This window comes from Nocardia sp. NBC_00565, from assembly GCF_036345915.1.
Classification (GTDB): Bacteria; Actinomycetota; Actinomycetes; order Mycobacteriales; family Mycobacteriaceae; genus Nocardia.
Genome location: NZ_CP107785.1, coordinates 552,319 through 570,359, shown reverse-complemented (window position 1 = coordinate 570,359; position 18,041 = coordinate 552,319). Strand labels below are relative to the sequence as shown.

Annotated in this window: 16 protein-coding genes and 2 pseudogenes; 6 read left to right on the top strand and 12 right to left on the bottom strand. The window is 66.4% G+C overall.

Translation table 11 applies throughout. The features are described 5' to 3' along the window. Positions 1-110: 110 nt before the first annotated feature. The gene (locus OG874_RS02980; RefSeq protein WP_330253587.1) at positions 111-836 is read right to left on the bottom strand and encodes a TetR/AcrR family transcriptional regulator; all 726 of its coding nucleotides are present in this window, start codon (positions 834-836) and stop codon (positions 111-113) included. Positions 837-844: 8 nt separating this feature from the next. After that, on the bottom strand, positions 845-2,074 hold the full coding sequence (locus tag OG874_RS02975; protein ID WP_330257698.1) for a cytochrome P450: 1,230 nt from the start codon (positions 2,072-2,074) through the stop codon (positions 845-847). Between the two features lie 104 nt (positions 2,075-2,178). Here OG874_RS02975 and OG874_RS02970 point away from each other — a divergent pair, with 104 nt between their 5' ends. Then, positions 2,179-2,619, top strand: coding sequence for a globin domain-containing protein (locus OG874_RS02970; protein WP_330253586.1), 441 nt, complete (start codon positions 2,179-2,181; stop codon positions 2,617-2,619). Positions 2,620-2,626: 7 nt separating this feature from the next. On the opposite strand, the gene OG874_RS02965 is transcribed toward OG874_RS02970, so the two are convergent. From OG874_RS02965 to OG874_RS02955, 3 genes are read right to left on the bottom strand one after another with little or no spacing between them, the layout of a single operon-like run. Next, the gene (locus OG874_RS02965; RefSeq protein WP_330253585.1) at positions 2,627-3,346 is read right to left on the bottom strand and encodes a hypothetical protein; all 720 of its coding nucleotides are present in this window, start codon (positions 3,344-3,346) and stop codon (positions 2,627-2,629) included. A 13-nt stretch (positions 3,347-3,359) separates the two neighbouring features. After that, a complete protein-coding gene (locus OG874_RS02960) occupies positions 3,360-4,427 on the bottom strand; it encodes a DUF1254 domain-containing protein (protein ID WP_330253584.1) in 1,068 nt (355 codons plus the stop codon). A 12-nt stretch (positions 4,428-4,439) separates the two neighbouring features. After that, on the bottom strand, positions 4,440-5,843 hold the full coding sequence (locus OG874_RS02955) for a DUF1254 domain-containing protein (RefSeq protein ID WP_330253583.1): 1,404 nt from the start codon (positions 5,841-5,843) through the stop codon (positions 4,440-4,442). Positions 5,844-6,064: 221 nt separating this feature from the next. Between OG874_RS02955 and OG874_RS02950 the strand changes: the two genes are divergently transcribed. Next, positions 6,065-6,343: a hypothetical protein gene (locus OG874_RS02950; protein WP_330257697.1), complete on the top strand. Its 279-nt coding sequence runs from the start codon at positions 6,065-6,067 to the stop codon at positions 6,341-6,343. Positions 6,344-6,382: 39 nt separating this feature from the next. Here OG874_RS02950 and OG874_RS02945 read toward each other — a convergent pair whose 3' ends face one another. From OG874_RS02945 to OG874_RS02935, 3 genes are all read right to left on the bottom strand, one after another. Next, positions 6,383-7,654: a vWA domain-containing protein gene (locus OG874_RS02945; RefSeq protein ID WP_330253582.1), complete on the bottom strand. Its 1,272-nt coding sequence runs from the start codon at positions 7,652-7,654 to the stop codon at positions 6,383-6,385. 257 nt (positions 7,655-7,911) lie between these two features. Next, the gene (gene glpK, locus OG874_RS02940; RefSeq protein WP_330253581.1) at positions 7,912-9,450 is read right to left on the bottom strand and encodes a glycerol kinase GlpK; all 1,539 of its coding nucleotides are present in this window, start codon (positions 9,448-9,450) and stop codon (positions 7,912-7,914) included. A gap of 69 nt (positions 9,451-9,519) precedes the next feature. Beyond that, positions 9,520-10,281 (bottom strand): IclR family transcriptional regulator, encoded by a 762-nt coding sequence (locus OG874_RS02935; protein WP_330253580.1) that lies wholly within the window; start codon positions 10,279-10,281, stop codon positions 9,520-9,522. 34 nt (positions 10,282-10,315) lie between these two features. On the opposite strand from OG874_RS02935, the gene glpK (OG874_RS02930) reads away from it, so the two are divergent. Beyond that, complete coding sequence (gene glpK, locus OG874_RS02930) at positions 10,316-12,061, top strand: glycerol kinase GlpK (protein ID WP_330253579.1); 1,746 nt, start codon at positions 10,316-10,318, stop codon at positions 12,059-12,061. 98 nt (positions 12,062-12,159) lie between these two features. Continuing rightward, positions 12,160-13,839, top strand: coding sequence for a glycerol-3-phosphate dehydrogenase (gene glpD / locus OG874_RS02925; protein WP_330253578.1), 1,680 nt, complete (start codon positions 12,160-12,162; stop codon positions 13,837-13,839). A gap of 95 nt (positions 13,840-13,934) precedes the next feature. Here the strand turns inward: glpD and OG874_RS02920 are convergent, their stop codons facing one another. Continuing rightward, entirely contained in the window at positions 13,935-14,333 is a 399-nt protein-coding gene (locus OG874_RS02920; protein WP_330253577.1) for a hypothetical protein, read from the bottom strand. A gap of 236 nt (positions 14,334-14,569) precedes the next feature. On the opposite strand from OG874_RS02920, the gene OG874_RS02915 reads away from it, so the two are divergent. Further along, on the top strand, positions 14,570-15,286 hold the full coding sequence (locus tag OG874_RS02915; protein WP_330253576.1) for a hypothetical protein: 717 nt from the start codon (positions 14,570-14,572) through the stop codon (positions 15,284-15,286). A 70-nt stretch (positions 15,287-15,356) separates the two neighbouring features. Further along, positions 15,357-15,461: pseudogene (locus tag OG874_RS02910) on the top strand (potassium channel protein); the annotation flags it as partial. A gap of 49 nt (positions 15,462-15,510) precedes the next feature. Here OG874_RS02910 and OG874_RS02905 read toward each other — a convergent pair. The 3 genes and pseudogenes from OG874_RS02905 to OG874_RS02895 form a co-directional block, all read right to left on the bottom strand. Continuing rightward, entirely contained in the window at positions 15,511-15,936 is a 426-nt protein-coding gene (locus OG874_RS02905) for a hypothetical protein (protein ID WP_330253575.1), read from the bottom strand. Next, a pseudogene (locus OG874_RS02900) lies at positions 15,929-16,288 on the bottom strand (copper amine oxidase); the annotation flags it as partial. The gene OG874_RS02905 and the pseudogene OG874_RS02900, both read right to left, overlap by 8 nt. A gap of 535 nt (positions 16,289-16,823) precedes the next feature. Then, positions 16,824-18,041 carry a cytochrome P450 family protein gene (locus OG874_RS02895; RefSeq protein ID WP_330253574.1) on the bottom strand — a complete coding sequence of 406 codons (1,218 nt, stop codon included), beginning with the start codon at positions 18,039-18,041 and terminating at the stop codon, positions 16,824-16,826.

Genomic DNA, 18,041 nt, shown 5'->3' with positions numbered 1-18,041 from the left:
GAACGAGTGGTCACCGCGGGCGAGATTCCGTGGACGCTGTTGCGCGCCAGCCAATCTGGGCGAGCAGGGCGAGGCGATCGGCATCGGCTACGCCGAATGGCTGTCCCGGCTCACTCGCTGATCAACCCGGCGGTGCGCCCGAGATCCGCCAGCATCGCATCGAAGAGAATCTCCGGATTCGATAGCGGAATCGGATAATTCCCGAATACCTCGAGGGTGACGTGCCCGTAGAGCCGGGCCCAGATCTGGATCATCAGATACGTCACGCCGAGGTCGAGCTTTTCGGCGGGGAACTTCTGCCCGGATTCGGAAAGCGCTGCCAGCAACTCGGTTTGGAACAGCACGAGATCATCGCGCAGCTCCGCCGGAATCACATCGGTCGGCGGCGTCACCACGTCATAGGTGGCCAGAAGCCGACCGGCGGCCGCCAGGAAGATCCGCCCGAACGGTTCGTCGAAGCGCCGCAGCAAACGCGCGCGGCCCGCGCCCGGCGAGGCGAACACCAGGGTGAATTCCCTGGTGTGCGCCAGCGCCCAGCGCCGGAACCCCTTGCAGATGGCGAAGAACTGCACCGCGCCGTCATCGGGCAGGGAGGCGATCTGCTCGGACAAATCCGCGGCGAGGTCCTCGCAGAACTCCAGGCGCAGACTCTCCAACAGGTCCTCGCGCGAATTGTAGTACCGGTACAGCGCGGGCGCGGTGATGCCGAGTTCGCGGGCGATCGCCCGCAGCGTGACCGCGTCGGGACCGTACTCGACCAGCAGTGCGCGCGCCACCCGGCGGATATCCGCATCGGAGAGCACCGGCGCCCGCCCCCGCGGCTTGGACCTGTTCATGAGGGAATTCAAGCGTATTCGACTTCCCAGCGCTTGATGCCGTTCAACCACCCCGAGCGCAGCCGCACCGGATCGGAGACCTGCCGCAGATTGGGCATCACATCGGCGATGGCGTTGAACATCAGGTCGATCTGCAGCCGGGCCAGGTTGGCGCCGACGCAATAGTGCGTGCCGGTGCCACCGAAACCCACGTGCGGGTTGGGGTTGCGCAGCACGTCGAACGTGAACGGATCCTCGAAACCGTCCTCGTCGAAGTTGGCCGAGCTGTAGAACAGGCCGATCCGCTGGCCCTTCTTGATCTGCTGGCCGCCGATCTCGGTGTCCTGGGTGGCGGTGCGCTGGAAGGCGGTCACCGGGGTGGCCCAGCGCACGATCTCGTCGGGTGCGGTGCGCGGGCGCTGCTCTTTGTAGAGCTCCCACTGCTCCGGGTTGTCGACGAAGGCCTTCATGCCGTGCGTGATCGAATTGCGGGTGGTCTCATTGCCCGCGACCGACAGCAGGATCACGAAGAAAGCGAACTCGTCCGAACCCAGGTTCTCGCCGTTGATATCGGCGTTGATCAACTGGGTGACGATATCGTCGGCCGGGCATTTGCGCCGCTCCTCGGCCATACTCCAGGCGTAGCCCATGACTTCGGCGGTCGCGGTGTGGTGGTTGCCGTCGAACTCGGGATCGTCGTAGGAGATCATCTGGTTGGTCCAGTCGAAGAGCTTCTTGCGGTCGTCCTGTGGGACGCCGATGAGCTCGGCGATGGCCTGCAGCGGCAGCTCGCAGGCGACCTGTTCGACGAAGTCGCCGCGGCCGGTTTTCTTGGCCTCGTCCACAATTCGGGCCGCACGCTCGGTGAGCGCGCCGCGCAGGCTCTCCACCGCGCGCGGGGTGAAGCCCTTGGAGATTATGCGGCGGATCTTGGTGTGCTGCGGCGGATCGAGGTTCAGCATCAGCATGTTGCCGAGCATGTCGATCTGCTCGCGGGTGGTCTCCTCGTTGAACCGGATGATCGCGGTGTTCTCGTGCGAGGAGAACACCTCCGGATTCTTCGAGATCTCCTTGATGTGCTCGAGCTTGGAGACGACCCAGTAGCCGCCGTCATCGAAGCCGCTGGCCCGCCCGGATTGCGCACACCACCAGACCGGGGCGGTCCGGCGCAGCTCGGCGAATTCTTGGATGGGCAGGCGGGTGGCGAGCAGATCGGGGTCGGTGAAGTCGAATCCCGCGGGAATCGATGGCGTGGTCACGGTCACGGCTATCTCCTACCGGTCTGACTTGGCTGCAGACCTCACGACGTTGTGTGGAACACGTTCCGAAGGAGATGAAATCACACAACAGGGGTCTGTGAACAGTGTTTAGTAATACCTGTTTACTGAATCGCGGTTGCCGCGCATTCGCACGCCACTTACATAGCGATCAGCCATCACGGCTCCGGCTGAAAACCCAGTTCACCGAACGCCGCCCGACGCACGTCGACCACCTCACCTGGTTCACCGCCGAATCCTTCGGCGGGCCGGACCGTTTCACCCGCGACCTCGGCTTCGACTACATCATCGCCGTGCACCGCGGTCTCGCGATCACCGATGAACAGCGAGAGCGCTTCGCCCAGCTGTATCTGGAGGCGTTCGAGGAGGCGGGGCTGTTCGACGATCCGGCCTTCCGCGCCGCGGTGCGCGAGCATGCCGAATTCGGCGCCCAAGTGGCACAACAGAATTCACATGCCAAGACCGACGACGAACTGCACCCGATCCGCGCCGTGCCGCACTGGACCTGGGACGGCAACGACGACTGACCGCCGCCTATCCCGTCACGCGCTCGACCAGAGCCAGTACCAACCACGGCAAGGTGGCGGTGACATCAGCCGTCTGATCCTCGGGTGTGCCGCGGGTATGCGCCGCGACCGCGAAACCCGCTCCGAATGATGCCGAGGCCACCTCGAGCGGACCGCTATCGGACCAGCCCCATTTGCTGCCCTGGACGCCGGGCAGCCGTGCGGTCCCCCAATCCTGAGACGTGCCGTCGGCCGCCTGCGCACCCGCTGCGGCCATCCAGGTAAAGATCGGCGAACCGGGTTCGGTGCGCTTTTTGGTCGCCAGGAAAGTGGCCACATCCGCGGTGCTGGTGTACGAACTACCCCAGGCCGGGCCCGATCTGGTGCCGGTCAGGCCGTACTCCGCGGCGATGGCGTCGATCGCCTCCGGATACTTCGCGCCGAGTGCGTCGGCCGCGGAGTCGTCGGAATAGCGGATCATCCGCTCCGCCAACGCCAGATCCGTCGCCGACCCATCACCTCGATGCAGCGCGTAGTCGACCATATAGAGCTTGACCAGCGACAATCCGGTGCGCATCTCGTACTCGTTGCTGGTGCCCCACTGGACACCGGGCACCACCGACCGGAAGGAGAACGCGGTCCGCGACGGCACACCGTCCTCATCACCCACATCCGCCGCGGCAACGGGCGCGGCGAATACCAGCACCGCCGCAGCGGCGACCGAGATAGGGAAAGCCAAGCGACCCATGGTGTCTCGCCTCCTAAGGCACAACCGTCAGTACGGGCGGTCGCCAACGCCCTTCGATGGCAACGTCTTTCGGCGCGTACAGCCGCATGGTCAGGTCGACATTCGGGTTGAAGCTCCATCCGTTCTCGTTCACCATCTTCGGGTCCGCGTAGGCGGGAATCTCCTTCTGCGCCGCGGTGACCGCCGCCGTCAGATCGCCGTCGGAGATGCCATGCACGCTGCCGCCCGGCCGAATACCGATGGCGGCGAAGCGTCTCATGGCCGGTTCGTCCTCGGGGCGCGACGGGTTCACCGCCATCGCCGCGCACATCCGCTGGAAAAACGTCGCCGCGTCCATCTCCAGCACCTGCTTCGGCGGCGGTGTCGCGTCAGCATCCGTCGGCGTCGGGACCGACCGGGTCGGCGTGTCCTTGTTCACCGTCCATGCGCTGAGCGGCACCAGTTTCAGCTGCTGCTGAAGCGCGGCGACGGCCGGAATATCCTCGGGACCATTGACCTGGATCCGGCCGAACAGCCACACCGTCGGCGTCGGCACCGGCAGCTGGGTCAGGTCCGCGGGCAGGGTGCCCGACCACTCCGGGCCGGTGACGACGTAGCTGAACTGCTGTGCCTGCGAGTTCGCCTGCGGCCGAACGCTACTCGGATTGTGCACGGTATTGGACCAGGCGTCGAGCAACTGCATCAGCCAGTAGCGGCCCGGATCCATGGCGGGCACCTGCAAGACCATCGGCTCCGCCGAAACATCGAGCCATGCGGCCGAATACAGGGTGTCCAGGTTGAGCCGCACGAGATCGCGGCGTTGCGGTGTCGGCAGCGCCGTGGTGTGCTGGAAGGTGTTGACCGGTGTGATCGCCTCGGCCGCAACCCGGGTGAGGTCCATCAGCACCAGCGGATAGCCGAAGACGTAGGCGTCCATGGCGATGTCCTTGACCTCGTCGGATGCCGTGCTGGTCGACTCGGAGGTGTGGTCCGACGATTTTCCACAGGCGGCCAGTGCGATACCGGCGACACCGAGCCCGATGACGGCACGGCGCGAGACCCACGGGCGAGGGCGTAGCGGTGCATCACCTTCGGTGTTCATGAATCTCCCTGCTCATCCGACTCGGACCAGACTCGGCGGTTTCCAACTGCCGTCCAGCGCCCGGTCCTCGGGCACATACAGGCGCAGAGCGAGCCGGAACGTTCCAGATTCCGGAATCGGCAACCAATTACCTTGTGGCACATCAGGTCCCGGATCATCGGCCTGGATGGCGAGCTCCACCGCACCATCCGGTAGCGGCACGACGGGACGCTGGTGGCCGACCGAGTAGATGCCCGCCGCGTTCGGCACCAGGTAGCGCTCGGCGGTGTAAGCCGTCAGTGACCAGAAGGCCCGCGCGGGTGGTGACTGCCCTGGTTCGAAGCGCAACCGGTACCGGCGCGGCGCGCCCTGCTCCCCCGCGTTCGCGCTGATCTCCGGGTAGACGGAATCTTGCGGCAGATTCGCGCCGAGCGCGGTCCACGCGGTGGAGGCGCGCAACAGGTAATCGGTGCCGTAGGCGCCGAGATTGGTCGCCAGGTCCCAACCGTTCTCGCGCCTGGCCTCGGGATTGGCGTAGTCCGGGATGTGCAGCTGTCCCGCCGCCACCGCGGCGTTGAGATCAGCGACCGCGACGCCGTCCACCTTGCCGCCGGGCCCGATGCCGATCTTCGAAAACCGGTGCATGGCAGGAGCATCGTCGGCGGCGGGCGGATTGGTGACCATCAGCGCACAGAGCCGATCGAAGAAGGTGCGCCCGTCCATCCGCGCGACCTGCTGGGGCGGCGAGATCGGGATGGCGGTCTCCGGATCGATGATCGGAGGCGGTCGTTCACCGCGCTGCCAGACGCTCAGCGGTGCCATCAGCACCTGCCGCAGCAATCCATCGGCCGCCGCGAGATCGGCCGAATTCCGCAGTTCGATGCGACCGATCAGCCACGCGGTCGCGGTGGGCATCGCCAATCGGGTCAGATTGTCCGGCAGCGTGCCCGACCAATTGGGGCCGGTGATCGCATAGCCGTAGGGCGGATTCTGGCCGGCCTTCACCTGCGGTGCGACGCTGCTGGGATTGTGTGCGGTGTTGGTCCAGGCGTCCATGATCTGCATCAGCCAGTAGCGGCCCGGGTCCATCTCCGGGACCTGCAGCACCACCGGCTCGGCCCGCAGATCCAGCCAGGCCCCGGCGTAGACGGTATCGATATTCGGCATCACCACCGCGTTCAGCGTCGGGTCGATCGCGCCGATTGCCGCGATCTGGTTGGCGGGCAGGGCCGCGGCACTCGACTCCCTCGTAACGTCCACCAGTACCAGCGGATAGCCGAAGATATAGGCGTCGGTCGCGATCGAACGCGGATCACTGGGCGGCGTACTGCTCGAACTCGCCGAGCCATCGGAATCCGTCGATTTGCCACACGCGACCAGCCCCGTGCCCGCAGCGGCACCGGCCATCAGCAAAGATCGCCGCGACACATCACTCATGCCTTTCTCCCTACTTCCGATCAGGTCGGACAACTTCGAGAGATCAGCCGGAGTATAGCCACACATTTGCCGGAAATCGGGCAGGCGGCGGGCCGCTCATCATCCCCTCGACACCGGGACCGGCAAGGTCGGAGGTGACTGCGCGGTCGCCGAGAAACCGATACCATCCTCGGTGAGCGCGAATAAGATCCTTGTCCCACATCCAGAATGAGCAACACGACATGATCCTGGCCACCGTTTACGACACTTGGGCGCAGATCGGCAACCCCACCCCCGAGGCCCCGCCGGTGGCCGATAAGTTCCTCCAACTGGTCCGCTATCTGACCTGGTTCGTGCTGCTCGCGGGCGTCGTCGCCATCATCTACGCGGGCGGGCGCTTCGCCTGGGAGAAGTGGAGCGGCGGCGGCCTGGAGTCCCCGAAGATGGTGGCCGGAGCCATGATCGGCGGCGTGGTCGCGACCAGTGCGGGGACCATCATGAACGCTGTTATCGGCACGTAGGCGCACATCGGTGCGGGATGCCGTGGGATCGTGCGCGATTCAGCGCAGGATGCCCGCTCGGCCCGCCGCGTGCAGCCAGTCCGGAAATTCGCCGAGCAGCCTGGCGTAGAGCTGCGCGTCGTCGACCTGGTCGATGTCGTCGATGGCGAAGAAGCCGGCATTGTCGACGACCCGATCCGACATTTCGTCGAGGGTGCGCAGCAGGCCGTAGTTGGCTTTGCCGAGGCCGACGAACTGCCAGAACGCGGGCAGGCGGGACGCGTCGCGCATGAGCGCGGTGATCTCGCGTTTCTTGGCGAAGCCGCCGTCGGTGAAGAACAGCACCAGGGTCGGGGCATCGCCGGGGCGCAGCGAAGCGATGATGTCGCGCATGATCGGCAGTTCGTCGTTGCGGCCGCCGATCGCGGCGTAGTCGATGCCCTGGTGGGTGCCGGTGAGGTGCAGGAAGGTCTGCGCCCATTCGTCACCGTGCTCGACGGTGATATCGGGCAGTTTCGCGAAGGACAGGGCGTAGAGGTAGGCCTCCAAGGTGCCGTCCTCGTCGAGCTGGGTCGCGATCGGGATCATCCGCTGGACGACGCGGTGCACGACCTGTTTGCTGTACTGCCTGGTCATGCTGAGGGTCTTGTCGATGACCAGGACGACGCGGGCACGAATTCCGAAGGCGTTCTTGGTGATCAGCACCTTGGCGACTTCGCGTTTACGGAGGTCGAGTTTCGCGCGTTTTTCGAAGGAGAGTTTTGCCTCGCCGGGGACGGTGCGGACCTCAGGGGATGGCTGGGCGGCAGGGGCTTGCGGCGCGGCGGACGCCGGCTCGTCATCGACGCTGACACCGTGGTCGGTCACCAGCGCGGCGAAACCACCCGCATAACCCTGCCCGACCGCGCGGATCTTCCACTCGGCACCACGCCGATACAACTCCAGCGCGATGACAACCGACTCGCTGCCCAGCCCCCCGAGCACGTACTCGTACAGCGTATTTCCGGATCCGTCGGCGACGGTCGCGACGGGGGCCGCGAATTGCCCGAAGGTCGCTGCGGCATCGTCGAGGGTGATGACCACGCGGATCTGCGCGATCTCCGCGGGCACGTCAACCGAGGAAACGGCCAGCGACGCGGGCGTTCCCGACCGCAATTCGACACCGGGCGCATTCGGCTGATTGAAGAAGACGAAGTCGGCGTCGGTGCGCACCCGGCCGGCCGCGGTCACCAATAGCGCGCTGACATCGGCCGCGGCCGTCGATCGCACCGAGACAACGACATTCGATACCGTCAGCGGGCCGTTCTGTCCCTTGACGAGTGAAGTGCCCACCGTGACTCTCCTGCCCTGCCGACCGGCAACCTGTTCAGCCTAAGCGCTGCGGCCCATCTCGCAGTGGGGCTATCCGACGAATTCGCGGTCGCCGTACTCGATGCTGTCCGCATTCCAGGTGCCGCCGATGGTCGTGACGAAACGTTGGGTCAGGGCAATATCGGCGATATCTAATCGCCATGATGGCCACCCACGCCGGGGACGCGGCCTTCTTCGAATTCCCCTCCATGCCGTACATCCTGCACGAAAACCATTCGCTACGAACCCCTCGATTCGGTGGGCGGACCCGCCGCTCGTTTCGACCGCGACCAACCGAAGGTCAGTGCGACCGCGCGCTTCCAGTTGTCGTATTCGTCCGCACGGTGCGCCGAGTCCATCTGCGGCACCCACTGTCCGGCCAAGCGCCAATTACTGCGCAGACCTTCCAGGTCCGGCCAGTAGCCGACGGCGAGTCCGGCGGCGTAAGCGGCTCCGAGAGAGACGGTTTCGGCGACGAAGGGGCGCATGACGGGGATATCGAGGACGTCGGCGACGATCTGCATGAGCAGGTTGTCGGAAGTCATGCCGCCGTCGACGCGCAAGGTGCGGGCCTGCAGGCCGGAGTCGGCGTTCATCGCGTCGACGACTTCGCGCGTCTGCCATGCGGTCGCCTCGAGTACGGCGCGCGCGAGGTGCCCCTTGTTGATGTAGGAGGTCAGTCCGATGACGAGACCTCTTGCGTCGCTGCGCCAATGCGGCGCGTACAGACCGGAGAAGGCGGGCACGATATAGCAGCCGCCGTTGTCTTCCACAGTGCGAGCGAGGGTTTCGATCTCCGGAGCACTCGACACCAGACCGATATTGTCGCGCACCCACTGCACCAGCGATCCGGTGACCGCGATCGGCCCCTCCAGCGCGTACACCGGTTCGGCCTCGATCTGATAGCCGATGGTGGTGAGCAGACCATGCGAGGACTGCACCAACTCACGTCCCGTGTTCATCATCAGGAAGCCGCCGGTGCCATAGGTGCATTTGGTTTCCCCACGGGCGAAACAGGTTTGGCCGAACAGCGCGGCATGCTGGTCGCCGAGCGCGGCAGCGATCCGGATACCGGGCACCACCCGGCTGGTCGTCCCGTAGGACGCGGTCGACGGCTGAATGCTCGGCAGCATCGCCGCGGGAATTCCGAAGAACTCCAACAGTTCCCGATCCCAGGCGAGTGTGGTGATGTTCATCAGCAGCGTGCGGCTGGCATTCGTGACATCGGTCAGATGCACCCCGCCGTCCGCGCCGCCGGTCAGATTCCAGATCAACCAGGTCTCCATGGTGCCGAACAGCACTTCGCCCCGTTCGGCCCGATCACGCAGTCCCGCAACGGTATCCAGCAGCCAGCGCAGTCGCGGCGCGGCGAAATAACCCGCCAGCGGCAGGCCGCACAGCTCGCGAATCCGTTCCGCGCCGGGCTTGCTCTCGAATTCGCGCACCAGCTCATCGGTGCGCACGTCCTGCCATACGATCGCCCGCCGAATCGGCACACCGGTCCGCCGGTCCCATACCACCGTGGTCTCGCGCTGATTGGCGATACCAAGGGCCGCAACCTGTTCGGCGGCGATACCGGAATCCCGCAGCGCTTGCGGCACGATCCGCTCGACATTGCGCCAGATCTCCAGCGCGTCCTGTTCGACCCAGCCGGGACGCGGATAGTGCTGCTGGTGTTCGCGCTGCGCGACCCCGACCAGGCGCGCACGCTGATCGAACAGGATGCACCTGGTCGAGGTGGTGCCCTGGTCGATCGCCAGCACATAACGTTGCGACATCGGCGACTGCTTCCTGTCGGACGGTGATTCGGTTCGATGGAGCGTGCTCAGCGTCGAGCTGGATGAAAATCAGTGTCCGGCGAGATCTCGCGATACCGCGTGCGCGGCGTCGCGGACGTGCCCGACCAGCGACGGCCGGTGCCGCAGCTGCGGATCGCAGATCCGGTCGACCGGGCCGCTGATCCCGATGGCGCCGACCACGAGTCCGCCGTGCGCCCGGATCGGTGCCGCGATGCCCGCGACGCCGGATCGGAATTCCTCGGTCTCCCCCGCCCACCCGGCCTGCCGGACCGCGGCCAGCGCCCGGGTGAGCACCGCCCGGTCGACAATCGTGCGGCGGGTGAGCGGTGCCAACTCACCACTGCGAACCACGTTGGCCAGCTCGGCATCGTAGGCGAGCAGCACCTTGCCCAGCGCGGTCGCGTGCGGCGGCAGCAGTTCGCCGACCTCGAGCGCCTGTTCGGTGTTGTCCGGCCGGAAGACATGGTGGACGACCACCACATTCCCGTCGGCGGCCGCGCCGATCCGCACCGACGCCCCCGTGCGCGCGGCCAGTGCGTCGGCCCAGTTGATCGCCCGCGAGCGCAGTTCGTTGTTGTCGAGATAACTGGTGCCCAGATGCAGTATGGCCGCGCCGAGCTGGTACTTGCCGCTGGCCTGATCCTGTTCGACGAAGCCGACACCCTGCAGGGTGCGCAGGATGCCGTGCGCGGTCGGCTTGGCCAGATCGAGGGCACCCGCGATCTCGCCGACCCCGAGGCGGCCGGAACCGCGGGCGAGCAGACGCAGCACGGCCGCCGCTCGCTCGATCGATTGAATCGGACCCGGCATACGCGGAACCTATCCGGAAGTACCTAGTTCGACAATGTCGAACACACGGGAGCTAGTGCGCATCACCACCGCTGCCCGATGTGACCTGCGCCGTAGCGATCTCCACGAGCGCTGGACAGTACTGGCGGCCGATGGCGAATCACCACCACAACCGTTCGGCATTGTCGAACGCGAGGTATGTCCGGTTCAGCAGTCCGGCCGTAACGTCGGCTTCAGCGGCCGCACCCGCGGCAGGACAGTAGACGGAGGCTCAACGGTGAACTTCGGCCAGTACGTCGGCGCCATCGATCAGGGCACCACGAGCACGCGCTTCATGGTGTTCGACCACGGCGGTAACGAGATCGCCCGCCATCAGCTCGAACACGAGCAGATTCTGCCGCGCGCGGGCTGGGTGGAGCACAATCCGACCGAGATCTGGGAGCGCACCCGCTCCGTCATCGAATCCACCCTCAACAAGGCCGATCTCGTCGCGCGCGACTTGGCCGCGGTCGGCGTCACCAATCAGCGCGAAACCACCGTGGTGTGGAACCGCCGGACCGGGCGGCCGTACTGCAACGCGATCGTCTGGCAGGACACCCGCACCGACAAGATCGCCGCCGAGCTGGAACGCGCCGGGCACGGTGAAATAATTCGTCGCAAGGCCGGTTTGCCGCCCACCACCTACTTCTCCGGCGGCAAGCTGCAGTGGATCCTGGACAACGTTCCCGGCGTCGCCGCCGATGCCGAGACCGGCGAGGCGATCTTCGGCACCACCGACACCTGGCTGCTGTGGCATCTCACCGGCGGCGTCGACGGCGGCGTGCACGTCACCGATCCGACCAATGCCAGCCGCACCATGCTGATGGATCTGGAGACCTGCGACTGGGACGCAGAACTGTTATCCCTCTTCGGAATTCCGCGCGCGATGCTGCCGGCCATCGCACCCTCGTCGAATCCGGACCTGTTCGGCAAGACCCGGGCCGACGGCCCCTTCGGCGGCGAGGTGCCCCTCGCCGGTGTGCTCGGCGATCAGCAGGCGGCCACCGTCGGCCAGGTGTGCTTCCGTCCGGGCGAGGCCAAGAACACCTACGGCACCGGAAACTTCCTGCTGCTCAACACCGGAACCGATATCGTGCGCTCGCAGCATGGGCTGCTCACCACCGTCGCCTACCAACTCGGCGACGAGAAGCCGGTGTACGCGCTGGAGGGTTCGATCGCGGTGACCGGATCGGCGGTGCAGTGGCTGCGCGACCAGCTCGGCGTCATTTCCGGTGCGGCGCAAAGCGAATCGCTGGCCAGGCAGGCCGAGGACAACGGCGGGGTGTACTTCGTGCCCGCGTTCTCGGGACTGTTCGCGCCGTACTGGCGTTCGGATGCGCGCGGCGTCATCGTCGGCCTGTCCCGCTACAGCACCAACGCCCACCTCGCGCGGGCGACGCTGGAGTCGATCTGCTATCAGACCCGCGATGTGGTCGAGGCCATGGAGGCCGATTCCGGTGTGCGCCTGGACACTTTGCGGGTGGACGGTGGCGTCACCGCCAACGAACTGTGCATGCAGTTGCAGGCCGACTTCCTCGACGTGCCGGTATCGCGACCGGTGGTCGCGGAGACCACCGCACTCGGCGCCGCCTACGCGGCCGGTCTCGCGGTCGGATTCTGGCGCGACACCGACGAACTCGTGCAGAACTGGCACGAGGACAAACGCTGGACGCCCACCTGGACCGAGGAACAGCGCGAGCGCGGTTACGCCCGTTGGAAGAAGGCCGTCTCGCACACCCTCGACTGGATCGACGTCGACTGACCCTTTCGAGCGACCTGCAAGCAGTCGCCAGTGGTATCCGAAACCCTCTCGGCCCGAACCACGAAGACTTAGTTGCACCGAAACAAGGAGACAAACCCGTGTCCGCACGTTTGGACCCGATCTACCGCGCCAATGCGCTGAACGCACTGGGCGACAATGAAATCGACGTACTCGTGATCGGCGGCGGCGTAGTCGGCGCCGGCGCCGCCCTCGATGCCGCCGCCCGCGGCCTGACCGTCACGCTGGTCGAGGCCAGGGACTTCGCGGCGGGCACCTCGAGCCGTTCGAGCAAGCTCATCCACGGCGGCCTGCGCTATCTGGAGCAGCTCGACTTCTGGCTGGTGCGTGAGGCTTTGAAGGAACGCGGCCTGCTGCTGCACCGGCTCGCCCCGCACCTGGTGCGCCCGGTGTCGTTCCTGCTGCCGCTGCGGCACCGGGTGTGGGAGCGCGCCTACATCGGCGCGGGCGTCGCGCTGTACGACACCATCGGCGGAGCCAGGGCGCTGCCCATGCACCGGCACCTGTCCCACACGCGTGCGATGGCTTTGGCGCCCGCACTGCGCGATGACGCGATGGTCGGCGCGATCCGCTACTTCGACGCGCAGGTCGACGACGCGCGCCACACCATGACCATCGCCCGCACCGCGGCCCAGCACGGCGCGACCGTGCTCACCCGTACCAAGGTCACCGGGCTGCTGCGCGACGGCGAGCGGGTCATCGGCGCGCACGTCACCGATCTGGAGACCGGCCGCGAGTACACCGTGCGCGCCCGCCGGGTGATCAGCGCGACCGGCGTCTGGACCGATGAGATGAACAAGATGACCGGCGTGGAATTCCCGTTCCACGTGCGCATGTCGAAGGGCGTGCACATTCTGGTCCCGCGCGAGCGGCTGGATCTGGACACCGGCCTGATCATGCGCACCGAGAAGAGCGTGCTGTTCGTGATCCCGTGGGACCGGCACTGGATCATCGGCACCACCGACACCGACTGGTCGCTGGACAAGAATCATCCGGTCGCCAGCGATGCCGACGTGCAGTACATCCTCGATCACCTGAACGCGGTGCTGCGAGAGCCGTTGACCCGCAACGACATTGTCGGCACCTACGCGGGCCTGCGGCCGCTGCTGTCGGGCACGTCCAGTGATACCGCGACGCTCTCGCGCGAACACGCTGTCGCGGAACCGGTTCCGGGTCTGTTCGTGATCGCGGGCGGCAAGTACACCACCTACCGCGTGATGGCCGCCGATGTCGTCGACGCGGCCGTCAAGGGTCTGGGCCGTGCGGCCGCACCGTCGGTGACCGAACATCTGCCGCTGCTCGGTGCCGTCGGTTACCAGGAACTGGCGGCCGACCTGGACAGCGTCGCGCAAAGGGCCGGGCTGCCCGCGGCGACCGTCGAACATCTGCTCGGCCGCTACGGTTGCGCGGTCTCCGATATCTTCGAGCTCATCGCCGCCGAGCCCGAGCTGGCCGAGCCGCTCCCCGGCGCCGCGGAATACCTCGCCGCGGAGGCCGTGTACGCGGTAACCCATGAGGGCGCACTGCATCTCGACGATGTCCTCACCCGTCGCACGCGCATCTCCATCGAGGCTCAGGATCGCGGCCTGCTCGCGGCGCCCGAAGTGGCCATGCTGATCGGGTCGCGCCTCGGCTGGGACGCCGCCGACACAGACCGCGAAATCACCCGCTACCGCGAGCGTGTCGAGGCCGAACTGGCCGCCAACAAGGCCGCCGACGACGAGTCGGCGAATGCGGCGCGACTGGTCGCCGTCGCCTGATCCGTGACAGCGCGCGGCACGGTTTCGCGCCGCGCGCTGTCATCAGAAAGTAGAAACGGGACAGGCGGCCGACACAGTGGCGGGTCGAATGTCGCTTAACAGGCGATGTTCTTCATCTGGAACGAAGTTGTGGCCGCCGTGCTCGGCGCAGTTCGGGTGGTCTTGTCGAGCGTGCCGCGCACTTCCTCGCCGAGCCCGGCCCGAGAAGTCGCCAGCACCTGCAGCAGCACACGTGCCCGCTGCCGCTCCTGTACTCCCGGGACCAGCGCCAACAGCGCATATCCCGCCGGATCCGCGCGATATGCGGCCCGATGAAAATCCACGTCATCCCACGCCACAGCCCCGGCCTTGGACAATTCGAGCGGCGCGGCGTGCATGCGGAAGTGATGGAGAATTTCAGCGGTGTGCACCTCTGGAGTGTAGAAATCCACCCCGCTGCGCGGCCACTGATTTTCTTGCGAGCCAATGGCTTTCATATCCGCCGGGAACATCACTTCGAGAATGATTCTGTCTGAACTACAACCGTTCCAGATCCTACCGGCCAGCCGGAATTTATTGGTCTTGTGAAATCTTCATCCGAAAGGCGGGCGGTTCCGAATGCAGTAAGTAAACATCGACTTTCGGAATGAGGTTACCTATGGGAACACATCAGCGCCCATCGCCGATCCGACCCCTGTGTCGACGTGCGGCCGCACTTGCGCTGGCCAGTGCTCTGCCACTGTCCGTCGCTTTGATCAGCACCGCCCCAGCCACCGCCGCCCCGCAGCCACTCGGCTACCCGGCCCTCACACAGACTCCATACGGACTGGCACTGGTCGCCGATCCGTCGGCTCCCGTCGACAACCCGGCGACATTCCCACTGTTGTCGCTGCGCAACGCCATCGCGCCGGTCCCCGAACCATCCGCAGCGCCCGACCGCCAAGACGCGGCCACGACGGTCCCGCAGACGTTGCCCACTTCGACCGCCGCGACCCCCGATAACAGGATCCGCATCGGCACCATCCAGATGGACCGCCCCGACTGGCTGCCCCCCGAACAGGCCGCCCAGATCAACGACGCGTCCGCAGGTGCCCAAACCGGCCTCGCACAGGGCATACAGTTGGCCGGAGTCGAACCCGCCCGCGCCGACTACATGGCCGGCGATGTCATCGGAGCCAGCCTGATCGGCGCCTCGGTCGGCTCGACCCTCGCCAGTCCGCTCGCCGGTACCAGCGCAATGGTCGGCGCTGTCGCCGGACTCATCGCCGGAATCGTCTTCGCCCCCGCGGGTCTGATCGTCGTCCCGATCATCGGCGCGGCCATCGGCTACGCCGTCATCGCCATCCCCGCCGCCGCGGCCGGTGCCGCCGTCGGCGCGGTGGTCGGCGCCATCGACGGCGCCATCGCTCCGCTTCCGGCAACCGAGGAACAGCATCCGGCAACCGAGGAACAACCGACAACCTCATAACACCGCCCCCGCGGACGCGTTGTGCGGCATGACCGTTGTCGCGGGTGGACAATCCTCGCGTGAGCCCGTTGCGTTCTATCAGACCGTGACCACGATGACCATGGTCGGCTTTCGCGAGGTCCACCCGCTCAGCGCGCTGGGCCAACTGCTCATCCTCGTCGGCGCGGGCACCGCGACGCGATCCGCGACCTCCCTGAATGAGACTGCCTACTGGCGGAATGCGCTCAATCGGCGATAGCGCGCACAGCCCCACGTGTCGTGGCGAAAACGGCGGAGGTGGCCAGGAGAGCTTCGAAAGAAGCTACGACCAGAGTGACAGCGGTGAACGGATCGAACGATTCGTTCAGGGTCGAGATACCGCCGTGGTGGTGCCCCGGCGGGTACCCGACCGGGGTCAGCATCGAGAAATGCACGGCGAGCATCACCAGACTCATCAGCGCCACCAGCCCGAACGCATTGGCGGACGGTCGATTCCACAGGACAGGTACGCAGCGCACACCGGCCAGGGCCATGATGGCCAGGACAATGCCGTGGCGCATGCCGTGTGCACCGACGCCGGCGATATGCAGACTCGCAGTGGCAATGGTGACAGTGGCGAGCACGCGGCCCAGGACGTGGTTCCGAGACCGCGTGCGGAGCGAATCAGCCACCATGACAATGGGATTCATGTGCCGGGCCGCAATGGTCGCTGGTGGTGGCCGGCACGTTCAGGACGGGGTTGGCGGCGAAGAAGCCGTAGGGCTCGAGCGTGAATCCGCAGTAGTCGGTGGGCATTACGGGCCAATCCTCGGTGCGGGGAAAGTGGGTCAGGCCGAAGGTGTGCCAGACGACGATGTCGGTGCCGTCGAGGGATCGGTCGGCCGCCATGTAGGCGGGCAGGCCGTCGCCGCCCGGGTTCTGGTTGACCAGGTCACCCGCGGGATAGCGCTCGTCGGGGGCGTAGCGGGTCACCCAGAGTTGCTTGGTGGTGTAGGTCGCGCGGGCCGCGATCGAGGAGGACGGTGCTCACCCTCGTGCCCATCGTCCTGCTGCTCGCGGGCGCGACCTCCAAGCAGGCCATCGGCATTCTGCTGGTCGTCTCGGCGGGCGGCTACGTCCTGGCCTACACCCTGGTCTGCGCGGCCGCCGTGTTCTTCCTGCGCCGGATCGGCGAACTGACGACCTGGCCCGCCATCGGCGCTGCGGGCGCCGTCGCCTGTCTCGGTGGCTGTCTCGTGGTGTACCTGTCCACCGAATCGAACAGCCCTCGGTCGGCCGGGGTGTGGTTGTTCCTGTGTTGCGTCGCCCTCGCCCTCGCGTGGTTCGTCCGCGCTCGACTACGGCTGACCACGCGGATCGGTACCCATGACACCCCGATCCGCGACGAGGTCCTTGGAGGTGGACCGACAAGCTCCTCTCGACCACGTCGGCCCGGCTGCGCGACCCCGAATCCGTTCTGGCCCTGCTGCTGCCGGAGGGACGGCAACTCGAAATCGCCCTCACCGAACGGTGATACCGGTGATGGGGTGCCGAGCGAACAGCACCCCACGCGATCCGGTTACAGATACACCGGCAGGGTTCGGTGGCCGTTGGAGACGAAGCTGCCGACCGGTGCCAGTTCGGCGGGATCCACGGCCAAGCGCATATCGGGGAAACGCTCGAAGATGGCCGGGAGCGCGATCGTCGCCTCGAGGCGGGCCAGCGGGGCGCCGATGCAGTGGTGCGCGCCGTGGCCGAAGGACAGGTGTTCCTTGTTCGCGCGGTGCACGTCGAACTCGGCGGCGGTGGCACCGTGCAGGTTCGGGTCGCGGCCTGCGGCGGCATAGGAGGCAAGAATGGCCTCGCCCTTGGGGATTCGGATTTCGCCGATATCGATATCGTCAACCGCGTAGCGCAGCGGCAGATGTGCGACCGGAGCCTCGTAGCGCAGGGTCTCCTCCACCAGATCCGACCAGGGCACCCGGCCCTCGACCAGATCGGCGCGCTGCTGTGGATGTGTGAGCAGCGCGAAGATCGCCTGGTCGAGCAGGTTGACGGTAGTCTCGTGTCCGGCGTTGATGACCAGCATCAGTGTGTCGACGAGTTCCTTCTCCGACAGCTGCGAGCCGTCGTCCTCATCGCGGGTCGCGATCAGCACGCTGGTGACGTCGTCACCGGGCGTCTCGCGCCGGTAGGCCACGAGTTCGCTGACGAGACGGTACATCTCGAGGTAGTTGGCCTGCGCCTCCTCGGGCCCGAACGAAGTGTCGAAGAACCCGTCGACGCAGGTGCGCAGACCGGGACCGAGATGCTCCGGCACGCCCATCATTTCGGTGATGATCTCGATCGGCACCGGATAGGCGAATCCCTCACGCAGGTCCGCCGATTCGCCCGTCGGCGTGGTCGCGAGCGCATCCAGCAGACCCTTGGTGATGGCCTCGATACGCGGGCGCAGCGCGGTGGTACGACGGTGGGTGAACGCGGGCGAGACCAGCCTGCGCAGGCGGCGGTGGTCGCTGCCGTACGCGGTGAACATATTCTCCACCGCGACCCAGGGATGCAGCGGCCACTCCTCGGTGACCTCACCATTGATGAACGAGGTCCAGTGCTGCCGAGCGTCCTTCGACACCCGCGGATCGGCCAGCAGGCTCTTGAGCACGGCGGCATCGGTCACCGACCACGCGGGCACGCCACCGGGCAGGGCCACCAGGGTGACCGGCCCGCGCTCCCGGATCCGCGTGTTCTCGCCTTGGATATCGGCGCCGGTCAGGTCCAGGACTATCGGTTCATGCTCCAT